The sequence below is a fragment of the Shewanella sp. genome (assembly GCF_041630135.1).
Lineage (GTDB): Bacteria > Pseudomonadota > Gammaproteobacteria > Enterobacterales > Shewanellaceae > Shewanella.
Genome location: NZ_JBFKLW010000022.1, coordinates 41519 through 57564 on the forward strand (window position 1 = coordinate 41519; position 16046 = coordinate 57564).

Annotated in this window: 11 protein-coding genes and 1 pseudogene; 9 read left to right on the plus strand and 3 right to left on the minus strand. The window is 52.2% G+C overall.

What is annotated here, in order from left to right; all coding sequences use genetic code 11:
- Window positions 1-80: 80 nt before the first annotated feature.
- The 9 genes and pseudogenes from ABYK60_RS08185 to ABYK60_RS08225 all read left to right on the plus strand — a co-directional run bounded on the left by ABYK60_RS08185 (window position 81) and on the right by ABYK60_RS08225 (window position 12396).
- A pseudogene (locus ABYK60_RS08185) lies at window positions 81-875 on the plus strand (PhzF family phenazine biosynthesis protein).
- A 150-nt stretch (window positions 876-1025) separates the two neighbouring features.
- Window positions 1026-1505, plus strand: coding sequence for a CopD family protein (locus ABYK60_RS08190; protein ID WP_372871493.1), 480 nt, complete (start codon window positions 1026-1028; stop codon window positions 1503-1505).
- A 235-nt stretch (window positions 1506-1740) separates the two neighbouring features.
- Window positions 1741-2508, plus strand: a complete 768-nt coding sequence (locus tag ABYK60_RS08195) for an FKBP-type peptidyl-prolyl cis-trans isomerase (RefSeq protein WP_372871494.1) — start codon at window positions 1741-1743, stop codon at window positions 2506-2508.
- A 487-nt stretch (window positions 2509-2995) separates the two neighbouring features.
- Entirely contained in the window at window positions 2996-8215 is a 5220-nt protein-coding gene (locus ABYK60_RS08200) for a S8 family serine peptidase (RefSeq protein WP_372871495.1), read from the plus strand.
- Between the two features lie 284 nt (window positions 8216-8499).
- Window positions 8500-9381: a MipA/OmpV family protein gene (locus tag ABYK60_RS08205; protein WP_372871497.1), complete on the plus strand. Its 882-nt coding sequence runs from the start codon at window positions 8500-8502 to the stop codon at window positions 9379-9381.
- Between the two features lie 56 nt (window positions 9382-9437).
- Window positions 9438-9782 (plus strand): DUF3019 domain-containing protein, encoded by a 345-nt coding sequence (locus ABYK60_RS08210; RefSeq protein WP_372871498.1) that lies wholly within the window; start codon window positions 9438-9440, stop codon window positions 9780-9782.
- Entirely contained in the window at window positions 9782-10483 is a 702-nt protein-coding gene (locus ABYK60_RS08215; protein WP_372871505.1) for a response regulator transcription factor, read from the plus strand. The genes ABYK60_RS08210 and ABYK60_RS08215 overlap by 1 nt, the downstream gene beginning before the upstream one ends.
- A complete protein-coding gene (locus ABYK60_RS08220) occupies window positions 10477-11715 on the plus strand; it encodes a sensor histidine kinase (RefSeq protein ID WP_372871500.1) in 1239 nt (412 codons plus the stop codon). Before ABYK60_RS08215 ends, ABYK60_RS08220 begins: the two co-directional genes overlap by 7 nt.
- Window positions 11716-11832: 117 nt before the next feature.
- Entirely contained in the window at window positions 11833-12396 is a 564-nt protein-coding gene (locus ABYK60_RS08225) for a peptidylprolyl isomerase (RefSeq protein WP_372871501.1), read from the plus strand.
- Window positions 12397-12566: 170 nt separating this feature from the next.
- Here the strand turns inward: ABYK60_RS08225 and ABYK60_RS08230 are convergent, their stop codons facing one another.
- The 3 genes from ABYK60_RS08230 to ABYK60_RS08240 all read right to left on the minus strand — a co-directional run bounded on the left by ABYK60_RS08230 (window position 12567) and on the right by ABYK60_RS08240 (window position 15942).
- A complete protein-coding gene (locus ABYK60_RS08230; RefSeq protein WP_372871502.1) occupies window positions 12567-13688 on the minus strand; it encodes a hypothetical protein in 1122 nt (373 codons plus the stop codon).
- 96 nt (window positions 13689-13784) lie between these two features.
- Complete coding sequence (locus ABYK60_RS08235) at window positions 13785-14669, minus strand: DUF2927 domain-containing protein (protein ID WP_372871503.1); 885 nt, start codon at window positions 14667-14669, stop codon at window positions 13785-13787.
- A 406-nt stretch (window positions 14670-15075) separates the two neighbouring features.
- Window positions 15076-15942: a hypothetical protein gene (locus tag ABYK60_RS08240; protein ID WP_372871504.1), complete on the minus strand. Its 867-nt coding sequence runs from the start codon at window positions 15940-15942 to the stop codon at window positions 15076-15078.
- Window positions 15943-16046: the final 104 nt, after the last annotated feature.

Below are 16046 nucleotides of genomic sequence, written 5' to 3' on the forward strand. Positions count from 1 at the left end.
GACTCAAGGCAAACAAGCTGAAATAACAATACCTTGCACAGAATACGAATCTGTTTCCGATTTTGCTTCAAGGAAGTCCCATGGAAATAACCCTGTATCAGGTCGATGCCTTCGCTCGCCGGGTATTCGAAGGCAATCCGGCCGCAGTGTGTCCGTTGCCACACTGGCTGGACGATAAACTGCTCGCCAGTATTGCCAATGAGAACAACCTGTCGGAAACCGCGTTTACAGTGCCGATGAACGGCGGCTACCACCTGCGCTGGTTCACGCCCGCAGAGGAGGTGGAACTGTGCGGTCACGCCACGCTGGCGGCGGCCCATGTGCTTTTCAACCATCTGGGGCATGAAGGCAATGAGCTTGCCTTCCAGACACTCAGTGGCGTGCTCACAGTGACACGCAGCAATGACATGTACACCCTGGATTTTCCGGCCACTGTGCCACATCCCACCGAGGTGCCCGCCGCCCTGATTGCAGGTCTGGGCATGGGCGCTGAAGCGGTACTCACCGGGTTTGATTACATTGTCGTGCTCAAGGATGAAGCGAGCGTAAAAGCCCTAACGCCGGACTTTCCCCCCTGGCACAGCCTGCCCTAGAGAGGCGTGGTTGTCACAGCGCCCGGCGACGAGGTGGACTTTGTCAGTCGCTGCTTTTTCCCGAGGCTCAAGGTGGACGAAGACCCGGTAACAGGGTCGGCTCACTGTGAACTGACACCATACTGGGCCAAAAGGTTGAACAAAACACGCCTTACGGCCCGGCAATTGTCGTCCCGTCCCGGCAGCCTGTTGTGTAAGCTCGTCGGCGACAGAGTCAGGATCTCCGGTCAGGCAGTGGATTACCTTAAAGGCACTATCCTGCTGCCCGAGGTTAAGGGCTAAAGCCTATTCCCATACGCAGGCGAACCAGCGTGAACTCCTGGCAGCATACTTTTTCCGGGAATTAACCTAGATCAAGGCGCCTTAATGTTCCTCCCTTAAGCTTGCCAAAGCCGCCCTTCACATCGACAGGGCGCTTTGGGAGCCTTTACCTTGTACGCCACGATTTTATTGCTGCACCTGCTGGGGGCAATTCTCTGGACAGGTGGCCATTTGGTTTTAACCTTAAGCATCCTGCCCGCCGCCCTGAAAAACAAAGATCCTCAGCCTTTACTGGATTTTGAGTCGCGCTTTGAAAAACTGGCCATGACAGCCCTTGCGGTGCAAGTCACCACAGGGATGATGCTGGCGCGCCACTATTTGCCCAACCCTGCACTCTGGTTTGCCGAGGCTCAGCCGTTTTCGGCCATCATCAAGGCCAAGTTACTGCTGTTGCTGCTGACACTCCTCACGGCCCTGAGTGCCAGATTCAGGGTACTGCCCCAGCTGGCCACCGAGGCTGCGCGCCTCCCCCACGAAAAGACCAACTGTCGCCTGCTTTACACCATGGCTGGTCACATCGTTGTTGTGACCCTGCTGGCGGTGGCCTTTGTTATCGCAGGTCTGAGCGTGCGCACCGGCTGGCTGTACTAGCACCAAGCCATTTATTGAATCAATTTATAAAATTAATCAACAAAACAACTGGATAAATAAAAAACCCTCTACATTCTCAAGAACACGGCGCTAATCAAACATCCGCTTGAAATGCATGGGTCTCCTGCATTCACAGCTCATAATCGCTTGTACAAAGGCGCACAATTTATGCGTTGAGTCTGTAAATCCGTAACCGTTAGTATGAGTTCTTTTACAAAGATGTTACGGAGTCCACGTGAGCCACTATACACATCAAAAGTTCGTCCTTCCGCTGCTGACTGCGACGTTACTCATGGGTTGTGAACCCAAAGTTCAGTCTCCCCCCCCTGCACAAAATGCCATCACAGCCAATGCCGAAACAGCGCAATCGGCAACGGTCGAAAAGTCCTATGCTGTGGGCTCCCAATTTGGCAACTTTGCCCGGGAGTACCTTAACGCACAGGCAGAGATCAATGAGCCACTCGATGAAGCCATTATCATCGCGGCCTTTGGCGATGCACTGCGTGATAAGGCCAGTATGGATCACGAGGTTGCAGGGAAGCTCGTCAGTGAAATGCGTCTGGCGACCCAAAAACGACGCGCCGAGCAATTCAAGGTACAGCAGCTGGCAAGTAACAGTTCTTTTTTGGTGGAAAACAGCAAAAAACCTGGGGTGACCACCACAGAATCGGGATTGCAATACGAGGTACTGACCCTGGGTACAGGCCCAAAACCGGGCCCCAAAGACATAGTAAGCGTGCATTACGAAGGACAGCTTATCGATGGCAAGGTGTTCGACAGTTCGTTTAAACGCAATGCTCCAGCCACTTTTTCACTCGACCAAGTCATCAAAGGCTGGACCGAAGGGCTGCAGTTAATGCCGGTGGGCAGCAAGTTCCGCCTTACCCTGCCCCATGATTTGGGATATGGCAGTCGTGGCGCTTTGGGCGGAGAAATCCCACCCTTTGCTACCCTGGAATTCGTCATTGAGCTGCTGGATATCCAAACCCCAACGGACAAATAGCCCAGAAATCATGTACCCCACGAGCCGCTGTAGAGGGTTCTGACCAGCGGTTTTGACCCGACTTGAAGGTCGGGTCGACATTACAGTATCCCGCTTCCATCCATTTCCTCTTGGCCCTGCCGCCACACAGTTCGCTGCGTTGAATTTGTCACAGGATAACCATGCCAATGCTCACCAGCTATGGCACTCCGAGGCGTCATCATTGAAACCCGCAAGGGCCAGCAAAGCCACCCCAAATGTACAGTAATTGTAAAAACATTGTTTACTCGAAGCTAAAGACGCCAACGCCCAATCACTCTGACTTCAGCGCACATACACCATCCCGAAACAGTCGCAAAACCCACATATCGCAACCCCCTTGCCATATGACTCCCTCTGCAGATTTGCATATAACAATGTCCTCCCGGTTACAGAATCCGGGCTGACATACGCAAACCGATTAACAAAATTATTACTAAAAAGCACAAACACCCTTTCAGGAGGACGTGTGAAGTTAAAATCCATCACTCTGGCCACCTTGGCGGCACTGTACGCCTCAGGTATGGCAGCGGCATCGACAGATATCATCCCTGTTGCCGGTATCAATGCGCTGAAGCAGGTTCAACTGCCTTCCGTCGAAGAACAACAACGTACCAAGGTAAACAAGGTTGAAGCCTACAGCTCCCGTGTTAAGACCAACAGCGGCAAGAACGTACAACTGCAGCGTGCCACTGCCGCTGACAAGTTCAAGCCTGAAGAGGGCGTCAGCGGGGAGCAGGTTTACATCGTTGAGCTCTATGGCAACACAGTACAAGACTCCTTTGCCGACAGTCGTGCGCTCACCCAGGGTAGCCAGCCCTTTGGCCTTGCCTCAGTAACAGGCCTGAAAGGCGACGCCCTGAAATCACCGGAAGCCGCCTCGATTGAACGCGCTATCCTTGATAAACAAGACTCTATCTTGTCCGAGGCTTCATCGGTTGTTGGTCGCTCACTGGAAACCCCACTGCGCTTTACCAAGGCTATCAACGGTTTCACCACCAAGATGACCCAGGACGAGGCACTGCGCCTTGCCAGTCTGGGCGCAGTCAAGAGCATTAGCCGTCGCCAAATTTTTGAACTTCAGACCGATGTTGGCCCTGGCATTGTAGGTGCTGACAAGGTGTGGACCGGTAACACGGCCAGCATGATGCCCTACATGGGTGAAGGTGTGATTGTTGGTATCATCGACACAGGTATCAATACAGATCATTCCAGCTTTGCGCCAACCGGCGATGATGGCTATACCGTGGAAAATCCATTGGGGGCCGGCAACTATCTGGGTGATTGTGCCAAGGCCGAATTCGCTGATCGCTGTAACGACAAGCTGATCGGTGTCTTCAGCTACGAAGAAATTACCGATCAGTATTCTGCCGACGAATTCCAGGACCCAAATAAGCCCTGGTGGGAGCCATCGGTCGAGATACGCCCCCGCTTCGGTGAGGATTACCATGGTCACGGCTCACACACAGCCTCCACCGCCGCAGGCAACGTGAAAAAAAATGTGCCTTACCTGGCGTCAGAAGGTGCTATGGGTGATGGCATACCCTCGGGTTATGAATTTCCGCAAGTGTCCGGCGTAGCGCCCCATGCCAACGTGGTCTCCTTCCAGGTGTGTTATTCAGCCGACTTTGCGCCCTATGCCGGTTGCGCCAGTGATGCCATTGTGGCCGCTATTGAAGATGCCATCGATGCGGGCGTGGATGTTATCAACTTCTCTATTGGCAGCCCCATGGGCAGCGAACCCTGGTCAGCCCCAACTCAGAAAGCTTTCCTGAATGCCCACGAGGCTGGCATCATGGTTGCTGCCGCGGCCGGTAATACAGGCACCAACGGTTCACAAGAAGTCTTCGGTTATATCGACAACACTTCGCCCTGGATTTTGACTGTTGCCGCCTCTACCACGGGTCGAACCCTGAATGTGGAAGGCAAAACCATGACCGGCTTCAGCGGCGGTGATACCACTCCCCCTGCGCCCCTGATGGGCGGCAGTATCAGTGGTGAAGTGACAGGTCATCTGGTCTTGGCGAAAGACTTTGGTGACAAGCTCTGCGCCCAGCCGTTCCCCGAAGGCACCTTTGCCGCCGATGATATCGTCATCTGTGAGCGCGGAGAGGTTGCCCGCGTCGCCAAGGCAGACAACGTCAAGGCCGGTGGTGCCGGTGGTTTTGTGCTCTACAACACCAACTTCAGCAGCAGCAACCCTGAAGGCATGGTCGTCAACGACATCTATTCCCTACCCGGTATCCATCTCAGTGCCCGCGACTGGACCTATAAGCTCAAGCCATGGCTGCTCAGCGGTACTGACCACATGGCCACCATTACGGCGTCCGAAGTGGTGCGCAATGTGGATCCGACCCAGCAGGATATTCTGGCAGAGTTTTCCTCTCGTGGCCCTGCGCCATACAACCCAGAGCATCTGGTGCCCTCAGTCACCGCGCCCGGCGTGAATATTTTCGCGGCCAACGCGGATGACCAGCCTTTCACCAGTGCCCCGGCGGCCAGTGACTGGACCATCATGAGCGGTACCTCCATGGCAAGCCCGCACACCGCAGGCGCCATGGCACTGGTACGTGATGCCCATCCGGACTGGACACCACAACAAGTTCAGTCGGCACTGCAGATGACGGCAGAGCAAGTGGTAACCTACAAGCCTTACAGCTGGGCACAAAACTTCCTTGATGCCGGCATTTACCGAGCAGGCTCAGGTCGCATCAACGTGGCCAATGCCATCAACACGGGTCTTGTCATGAATGAGACCGCAGCCAACTTCCGCGCTGCCGACCCAAGCAACGGCGGCATGCCAACCCGTCTGAACCTGCCCGAACTGGTGAACCTTAACTGTAAGGCACCTTGCAGCTGGGTTCGTGAAGTGACCGCTACCGAAGACGGCACCTGGGCGATCAGCACTGAGACTGATGAGTACAGCGTGCGCCTCAAGGCCATGCCGGAAACCTTTACCCTAAAGGCCGGTGAAACCCAATCCGTGGTCATCACCGCAGATATCCTGGACTCACAGTCCCATAACGGCAGTGCCGAGCAGGAAGTGCATGCCCGGGTGTTCCTGAGTTCCAACAACCCTGAAGTACCACAGATATACTGGCCAGTGGTGTTCAAGTATGACGAGGGCAGCCTGCCAAGTGCCATCAATCTGGAAATGAACCGCGGCAGCGGCAAGCATGTACTGAGCAATATCATGTTGCCCCAGCTGAACGATGCCACTTTCACGGCCGCCATGCCGGTTAAGGGCGACAAGCAGCTCGTTACCCTGCAGCAGAACGAACTGAATGTAGGTGGTTTCGGTAACCGTCGTGTGGTCAATGACGACGACTTCCTGTACACGGTGGATGTGCCTGCCAACAGCGCCCGCATGGTGGTGGAAGTCCTGGGTCTGAAAGACTCCACTGCGCCCATTGATATCTACCCCATGTGGGGTGGTGATGCCGACATCTATGTAGGTATTGACCTCAACAACGACGGGGTCCCTCAATGGGAAGAAGAGGCCATATGTTATTCGGCTACCTTCGGCAACGATGAATTCTGCAACATTGATAACCCTGAAGCGGGTACCTACTGGGTGGTGATAGATAACTACCGTGGCCCATCCTACGTTGACCGCCCCACCGACACCTTTGAGGTTGCCACAGCCGTGGTTTCCAAAGATGCAGCAGGCAATGTCAGCGTTTCAGGCCCCAGCGTTACCGACGGTATTAATCCCAGTGAACTGACCCTGAATTGGGAGTTGCCTGAGTCCGTTGAAGGTGAGGTGTACTACAGCGCCCTGATGGTTGGCACTGATGCCAACAACATCGCCAACGTGGACACAATAGCAACCCGCATGTACCGTGGCGCCAACGAGTTCACCATCAAGGGTTCCCAAACCCAGGCGCTGGCCGATCAGCGGGTAAGCGTGACTCTGCACCTCAAGGAAAACCTCGATGGTTATGACCGCGACTTTAGCCTGGATGTGCAAATTCCCGACAATCTGTACCTGATTGAGGACAGCCTCAAGGTATCCCGTGCCGCAGCAGGTGAGCTGGCCGTTACCGACACTGGCTTTAGTCTGGCTGGTACACAAGCGTCCACTCTGCACGCCGCACCCGAGTACAGGATCACCACCAGCAAAGACGACGCCATGTGCCGCCTGCCGAACCTGGGACAAGGTGAAGACAGCAAGTACCTGGATCTACGTCAGTTTGGCTTCCCAACCCAATTGGGTGGTGGCTATCAGGATGTGTTTGAGTTCGACCTGCGCTCCGTTTGGGGTAAAGATGGGCGCATTTCGCTATTCAACAACTTCCAGTACGAGAAGACACCGATAGTGCGCATCAACCCCATAGGCTATCTGCAGTTGGATGAGCTGCCGGACTTCTTTGGTGATAACCAGGATCTCAATCAGCCCAGTTTCCCTTACCTGCCGATTGCCCCCCTCTGGCGTGGCGTTCACTATAATGACAACGGTCTGGATTGGGGACGTCAGTACGCCCCGCTGCAGCCAAACGTGTATAGCGACAAGAACAACAAGGGTATTTCCCTTGCCTATACTGCGGCCGGGATGATGATTGTCGAATGGGACAATGCCACCATTGCCGATGCGTCATGGGACTACGTCAACAAAAAGATTGTCTATACCTCCCGCGGCGACTCGGTGGACTTTGAAGTACTGCTCAACAGTCAATACGGTTTTGGTGATGGCGAATATGAGATGTACTTTGCCTACGACAACCTGAACTGGGGTCCAACTGATGGTTTCAGTACCATAGGTCTGAAAGGCTTCGTGGGTCCGCGTGACCCATGGGGTCCAACCAATGGTCCTATCGGTGCCCAGTACCTCTTCGGTGATGCACGGGATAAGATCGAAGACGAAATGGTGATCTGTTATGACTATGCCGGCCCAGAGTCGTCCCAGTTTGACGTCACCTTCGACGTTCTCGTCAAAACCAATGCCGCCGGTCAGCCACAAAATATAGTGGCAACCCTTAACGGCACCGACGTGGAGCAAAGCGAGCTTAGCTACAGCATCAACGTCCCCAGCAACCTTAAGATTGGTACCATCAAGGACTACACAATCAGCGAGGACTCAAGTCTGGAAGATGTCATGGTGGCCTACAGCGATAGCAACACTGTGCCTAACGTCATCAAGGTAACCGGTGAGCACATCACCGCAGTGGTCAATGGCAACGAACCCGGTGCTACCTTCGACCTGGTTCCGGAAGCTGACTTCTTTGGTCAGACTGAAGTGACTGTCACTGTGTCTGACGCCAACAACCCCGGCGATGCCGTCAGTACCAGCTTTATGCTGACAGTCACACCGGAAGCCGACGCCCCTGTGGCCAAGGTAAGCGACGCCAACCTTACCATTACCGAAGGCGACACACTGACCCTGGATGCCAGCGCCTCTATGGATCCTGACGGTGACAGCCTGACGTTCATATGGGAAGGCGACGGCAATATTGCTGACAGCACCGCAGCCGTTACTCAGGTAACAGGTTTGGCTACTGGCAATCACAGCTTTACAGTCACTGTGTCTGATGGCGATGAAACAGCCAGCGCCGAAGTGGCGGTCAAGGTCGTTGCCAAAGCCTCACCTGCCGAACCGGCAGCGCCAGCTGATAAAGATGGTGGTGGTGCTCTTGGCTGGTTGGCCTTGCTGTTGATGCCATTGGCGGCACTGCGTCGTCGTTCTCGCTAATGCGAAATTAATCGACGCGTTGAATAAAGGCCCCTCCTGAAAGAGGGGCCTTTTGATATTCAATTTCAGATGTATAAGTCAAATACCAGCCTAGTTTGTAGCAAATTTGTCGCAACAACGCCTGATACACTTTGATAAGGTTATTATTAATGCGTTAATTAGAAAGACATTTTAATTGTTATTTTTTCCACCTAAATTTTCAGACGCAAGACGTTACATTGCTTTTACATTATCACTTTGCTAGTGTGCCCTGTCCGAATGGATGCGCTGGCTAACTGAATAACTTGAAAAATAATTCGCATAAAATTGAGGGTGTCTTGTTGTTTCGTTTACTATTGATATTGTTGATATTTTCATCTACTGTCAGTGCGAATAAAAATACACTGCCTGATTCCAATGGCACCTTGGTTCCGGTGGGCAGCTGGTATCTGGGACTGAGTGTGGGTGTTGGCGCGTTGAAAAATCCGTTGCGTGGCCAGGACAATATCCCTCTCTACGTACTGCCGGAATTTCGCTACTACGGTAAAAGATTCAGCGTCGAAAACCTGGACGTCTCCTTCACCTTATACGATGCCCCCGCATACAGTCTGGAGCTGGTAGGGCAGCAAAATATGGATGGTCTGCTGTTCCCGGGCGACAACCGACGTCTTATGGCCACCTTCACTGGCATGATCCCCATTCGCTCCCGGGATGTGGTTGAAACCGCTGTCGAACTTCCCCCCCTTTATCCAGATCATAAATCCATGTCTTACATGGCTGGCGTGGCAGCCCGTTATTTTGGCTGGTTCGATGCGCAAGTATTGGCCCTGACTGACGTCAGTAAAGTGCACCATGGTTATGAGATCAGCCTGAGTTTAGGGAAACAATACAACTGGAAAAACATCAACTTTGAAGCGCAGTTCGGGGCAACGTACAAAAGCAGTAAATTAACCGAATATTATTATAACGGTGAATATCAGGAATTATTCTATCAAGATTATAATTACCGGGCAGATTCAGCCATCAATCCTTATATTCAATTGTCCGCAGCGTATGACCTTGGAAATAATTATTTCGTAAGTGGAAACATTCGAAACATATGGCTTGACGACACAATTCACCGCAGTCCAATTTTTGAAGACACTCACCTATTAACTTACTTCATCGGCATCAAGAAATTATTCTGAGGCAAATGATGGCAAAGCACATAATCATAATAACCGGCTTGCTGATAGTGATGTTAATGCTACCAAGAACGGCTCATGGCGATAACGGGATCATAGAGTCTTTTGAAGTGATTCCGGTTTATTGTGTTGTGGAGCAAGGACAACATTGTCAGGGCGAATTCAGTTTTCAGTGGCAACTGCACACAGAGAGCGATATTTGCATTTTTCGGCGTGCACAAGAGTATCCACTGTACTGTGGCAGTTCCCCCTTGCGCGGTGAGATCACCTTGGCCATAGATGTGCCGATCGACCATGAATTTGTGATGGTTGCCAGTGGTAATCATGCTGTTGCCAAAGTGCAATTGCTGGAACTTGGTGTTGATGTGCGCCGTACCCGTCGTCACCTTTGGAGTGTGTTTTGATGAGAGTAGCCAACCAACTGCTGCTGGTAGAGGATGATTATCAGCTGGCTCGCTCCGTAAAGCGCTTTTTGACCAAAGAAGGCTTTGAAGTACACCATTTTGTGAATGGTGATAATTTGGCGGAGTTAATAGCAAGTAATCAATTTGACTTGATACTATGTGATGTCATGCTGCCCGGGACAAATGGCTTTGACATTGCCAAAAGCCTCAGGCAGAGCTTTAACGGCCCCTTTATTTTTATGACCGCACTGAGCGATGTAGAAGACCAGCTACAAGGCTTTAATCTCGGTGCCGACGACTATATCTGCAAACCCGTTCCGCCACCGCTTTTAGTGGCACGGATAAAAGCGAATTTACAGCGACACAAGCCCCAGGTAAAAACCACTGAGAAAATTCGTTACGGCAACCTGGAAATCGATAAACAGCGGCGAACAGTTTTGGTAGGGGGAGGGCTCCTCCCCCTTTCCCGCTACGAATTCGATTTGCTGTGGATTTTACTTGAGCACCGGGAAGAACAAGTCAGTCGCGAGTATTTGTTTACCAAAACGGTTGGCCGGGAATACAACGGTATGGACCGAACGGTTGATGGCCGGATCAGTCGTTTACGTAAGCGACTGGAAACCAACAAAAAGGTTCGTTGCCGTATCTATACGTCCTGGGGTCAGGGTTACATGCTGTCGGAGAAAGACCTGAATTGCTGACCCGATTTCTGGGCTATTACGCCCTGGTTGTCATGGTAACCTTTGCCGTTATTTTTATTGGTGACTACAGTTTTCAGCGTTACCAGCAACGCGCAGAAGTACAGGTAGATCTGCATTATCTGTTTGAGGTGGCTGACGACTATTGCCGGTCTCAGGTTTGCCAAATGCACACTTCTCTGCCTTTTTCGCAGCTCTCCCTGATAGACACCCGCAGTATTCAAATGCCAGCGGAAAGCTGGCAACGATTGGCGACGGGCGAAATACTGGCACTGTCGATGGGGGAAGATGAGATCTATTATCGCGCGATGACACAGGACATGTTGTTGCAATTTGGCCCCATCCCGGCCAAACCTCACCCGGGTTGGTATGTCACCGCCTTTTACTTATTATTGGCAACGCTAATCCTGATGGGGCTGTACCCGCTGTTTCGCGACATGTATCGCCTCAGGGAAGTCAGCCTTCGCTTCAGTAAAAACCGTCAATTCGAGTCACTGCAACTGCCAACATCACGCTATTTTCAGCCGGTTAACGATGCCATCTTTTGGATGGTGAATAAAATTGCGCGTTTGTTGGCCCTGCAAAAAGAACTCTCCCATACCCTGTCCCACGAGATGCGCACCAGCCTGAGCAGACTCAACTTCACCCTTGCCATATTGGACCGGGACAATCTGGAAGAGTGCCGTGACACCCTGCAAGAAGACATTGATGAGCTCAATACGCTGGTGAAAGAATACCTGGATTTTTCCCGACTGGAGCATCTAACGCCAAAACTGGATCTGGGGCTGCTCAATTTAAGCGTCCCCATACGCCACTACATTGGGTTACTGGGTCAGTATTCTGACAAGCATATTGAGTTCCATGAACTCTGTACCACGCCAATCGCTGCCGATGAGCGCCTGATGGCAAGGGCTATCAAAAACCTGATAGACAATGCCATCAAGTACTCTGCCTCCAAAGTCCTGATCCGCTGTTCCAGTACTGAGCAAGGGGTGTGCGTGTTGATAGAAGACGACGGAGAAGGACTTCTGACAGACAAAATTGACGAGCTTTTCATGCCTTACGTGCGCAGTGGTGCTGGAAGAAACCAAACTGGATATGGTCTCGGACTTGCCATCACCCGAAAAATTGTCGACTGGCACGGCGGTACAATTGAAGCCGGCAGGAGTGATTCTCTGGGCGGGGCCTGTTTCAAACTGGTACTGCCAGTGTCTGTACCCACACAGGTAAATTAAGTCATACAACGCACCTCAGATTAGCAGGGGAAGGCCTAAGCACTGCCGGGATTAGTGTTTGAATTTCTCACCAATCTCTGTAGCTTAGAACGCACTGTTCCCCAACTGGCCCCAGCTATGCAACTCGCCCACCAGCACCATTCATTTCGGCTGTTACTGCCCTTAATGACACTTTGTCTCGCCCTGATTGGCACAGGGGTGAAGGCAGAAAATCTTGTCACCATAGAAACCAGTCTGGGTGACATGACGTTTGAGTTTTTCCCCAATGAAGCGCCAAGGACAGTCGCCAACTTTCAACGACTCGCTCAAAGCGGTTGGTACGAAGGCAAGTCCTTTTATCGGGTCGTCAAGGGGCATGTTATTCAGGCAGGCAGCCTGGATGAAAACGCAGAGCCCAGGGTGGAAGCCGAGTTCAACCAGCATCCCCACATCAAAGGCACCTTGGGGCTTGCCCGGGACGAAGACCCCAACTCAGGCTCCACGGAATTTTACATCTGCCATGAAGCCAGGCCACACCTGGATGGCCGCTATACCGTGTTTGGCCAACTGGTTGCGGGCGAAGCAGTACTCGATGCCATCGCTAATCAGGAGGTGATTGAAAAATACTATGATGAAGACAAAAAAATCGCCTTCCACGAGCCCAAAACACCAGTGTTAATCAAGGCCATACGTCGGCATTAACCCAGATAAGTTCGCTCCTGATGTAAGACATGGCACCGGGCTCGCCCGATTGGGCAGCGTTAGGCAAAGTCTCGCCGAAGAGACCTGAGGTATATCAGACACGTTCATAAAAAAAAGCTGCCTGTGGCAGCTTTTTTATGGGATTTAATTCTGTTTCAGCCGGATTGATATCACTGGCCAAAGGCCGGCGAAATACAGCGTTTCACGCTGTAGCTGTACCCCAAAGGGATACTGTCGTCTTTCAGGACTTCCAGAATTTCATAGTCATTCAGCTCCACCACCTTGCTGCCTTCGGTATGTTGGCAACGGGAGCGGCTATCTGATTCATATACATAAATAAAATACGCCAGCATCGACTGCTGTAAGCTGTGGTAGCGCTCGGCCCTGTCCTTCATCTCACGCACCGGCATGGACGCCAGATTGGAGGTTTCTCCGTCGCGGGTAATATGTACGCCAAAGCTGCCGTCAGAATTTTCAAGCTCTTCGGTCACAGCGTCTGACACGGTCCCCGACGCAGAACTCGCCGTTGAGTCTTCAGCAGGGGTGGGCAATATCCCGGTGTCTATCACCTTTTTTTGCACTTTTTCATCGGCCGCGAAAAATCCTTCGTATAAACCCGACGTAAAGGCACTGGAGTCTGAGCCCACACCGGTAAAGGCCCCCAGCATCAAGAGTTGGATAAGCAGCGCGATACTCCAAAACCAACGAACCAGGGCGGTGGTGAACACAAAGCGGTAATGGGGAGGATGCCAGAGGGCATGAATACCAAAGGGTTTGAGCAATAACAGCAGCAACAGGTAAAAGGGCATGGCCACCTGGGCCAGCAGTAACATCAGCAGCGAGGTGATAAAAAACCACCCCGGCAGACTGAGTAAAATTGCGAAGTTATGACTGTAGGGCAAACTGGATGCCGCCACCCCGGTCACCTCATTGACCATGCCCGCAGCATTGCCCAATGCAAAATTGGCCACTGATGCGTAAAACAGCAGGATCACCGCCTTACCCGGCAAACTGTGCCACACATGTAAAAAGCGTGGCCAGAACTCACTGCTCAGGCCAGCCAATACCATCATCGACATTAAGGCGAGAAACCAGGGACCAAAATCCAGCATCAATAGCAGTTCAGCGAGTATCAACACGGTTGCTGCCACATAGCAGCGCTGGGCGAAGTTCAGGCTGTGCCAGAATTGACGTAAACTCACCAGCATGCGGGTAAGAGGGTTGCGGGCCGGTCGGCGGAAGACCGAATTGATACTGTCGCGAAAGCTGTTCAGTGGCGCAGGTAATTCCATGATTATATTTGGCTATTCCATAAGGCCTGAAAACTCCACCTCAAGATACCTTAAAGGTGATTGTTGCACCAGTGTGAAGTCTGTTCACCAGAGCTATCAGCGCCGACCCAGCATACGATACAACTCCCCCTGTTTTACTTTTACAGCGGCACTTTGCAAGGTGCCGTCCGCCTGCCATTGACGCAGCAACGCTCTCACCGCTGTAGTGCTTTGACTGGCGACCATGCCCGGTACCAAATCAGGATGATACAGCAGCCTTATCAGCACCCAGTCCAGTGGTGTTAACAGGTCATCCGGAGTTCGGTCGTTGAAAATCGACGGGAACACCAACTCACTGTCGTTGGGCAGCCCCATCACCTGTGTAAGCTCTTCCACCACACAGGACACCAGTTTGCCATGCATTCTGGCCTGATCCACCGGTATAAACACCTGTGCAGCCTCAATTGTGCCGCTTCTGGTGTTGAAACTGGCATAACAAACGGCACCGTGCAGGTCAGGGATAGCAGAGGCTCCTACACGGTTTGCCACCAGCACCTGCCAGCCTTGCTGACGGGTGAGGTAAATCTCAAGCCGCGCATCCTCTATAGGCACCTTTACAAAGCGGCGACCACTGATGTCACCAAGCTGCTGCAGATGCATCTCTATCATGACGACCGCCAGGGGATCGGCTACGTCTTGATGTATATAGTACTGAATGTCATCAGGCCAACGAGACAACTCAAAACTGCCCGCCGCATATTCACGCCCATGAACCACCGCGGTAAATGCGCGGGCAATAAAGTCAGGATCGAGATAATTACTGTCGTTCGTGCGCGGCACTGCAGCCACGGCCTGAACCAGCAACAGCCAACAGAGCAGTGCCGATTTGACGAAAAACGACTGAAAAGCACACCTGCACAATGCTTTTCTTAAGTACTCAGCAAGGCTAAGCTCGAAGGCAAAGCCCATTGATTCTTCATGGCCACAAGGCAGTTCATTCATATTTACCCCTGTTGGTTACACGCTGTGTGCCAGTTGAGTTACCAAGTTAAGCAGCCCGACTCTCAGTACAGAAAATAGCAATGCACCAGCCCTCGCTGTTCGCCTTCTCTGTAAAAAGTGGCGTCCCCTGATAGCATAGCCGCCGCGCAAATCCGCCACACCATACGCCTTTATACAATTGGCTATTTGACACCTTGCACGTGCCTTCCAGGCTCTGGCCCACCCAGGTAACCCCAGACTTCTGCCAAAATCCTTTTTCGGCCAATTGTTCTACCCGTTTACCTGTTTGTTAACGGACTGAACTAAAACTGACTGCTAGCCCCCTGAAAGTCATGCTATGAGTTACAGCATAAAAAAACGCCCGGAATCCATCCGGGCGTTTAATTTCAGTTAGGCAATATCAGATCTAGTTGCGTCTTCTGCTTCGGCGACGCATTCTGCCTTCGATGTCATTTTTAACTTCTTTTGGCTGAGTTTCTTTAGGCTTGTCCCCGCTCATCGCCAACTCTGGCTCAGGTTGCTCCTGCGCCTTATTTGTAGCAGGCCCGGCTTCAGACTCTGACAGGAAACTGACCTCATCTTTTTTATCGCCTTTAAACACAGACTTAAAGATACTGGTCACTGACTGTAACTTGGCAAGTGGTTCACCTTTTTCAGTCTTTGCATCCTCGAACACTGCTCTCGCTGATGCCTGGTCGCCCGGCACTTGTAAATCCGTCGCTTCCGCTGAAACCAACTCAGATTTGGGCACTTCAGCCAAAGGTGTCACCACTGAGCCGCCGGCCGAGAACTCCTCCGGAGCGAATCCGAACAAGAGTTTATCCATTCCCGCGGGTGGCCTGCTCGCCACAGGGTCCATTGATGTCGAACGAACACTTAACTCTGCAAAGAATTCATTTGGATCCGCCTTGGTTGCAATTGGATCCATTGACGACTTGTAAGCCACGGGGTCATTCATGACTGGTGGCGCAATTTTGTTGATAGAAACCGGTTTGGCTGCCACTGGTTCCATTGCAGGCGTATCAGCAACGACTGCTTTTTTCGCGTCCAAGTCTGACTCAACTTTAACGACCGGCGCAGGCTTGGCTGCCACAGGATCCATTGCTGAATTATCCGCAACGACCTCTTTTTTCGCTTGAGGCTCTGAGCCTGCATTACTGGCTGGCGCAGGCTTGGCTGCCACAGGATCCATTGCAGGCGTATCAACAACCACCGCTTTTTTCGCTTCGGGCTCTGAGCCTACATTACTGGCTGACGCAGGCTTGGCTGCCACAGGATCCATTGCAGGCGTATCAACAACCACCGCTTTTTTCGCTTCGGGCTCTGAGCCTACATTACTGGCTGACGCAGGCTTGGCTGCCACAGGATCCATTGCAG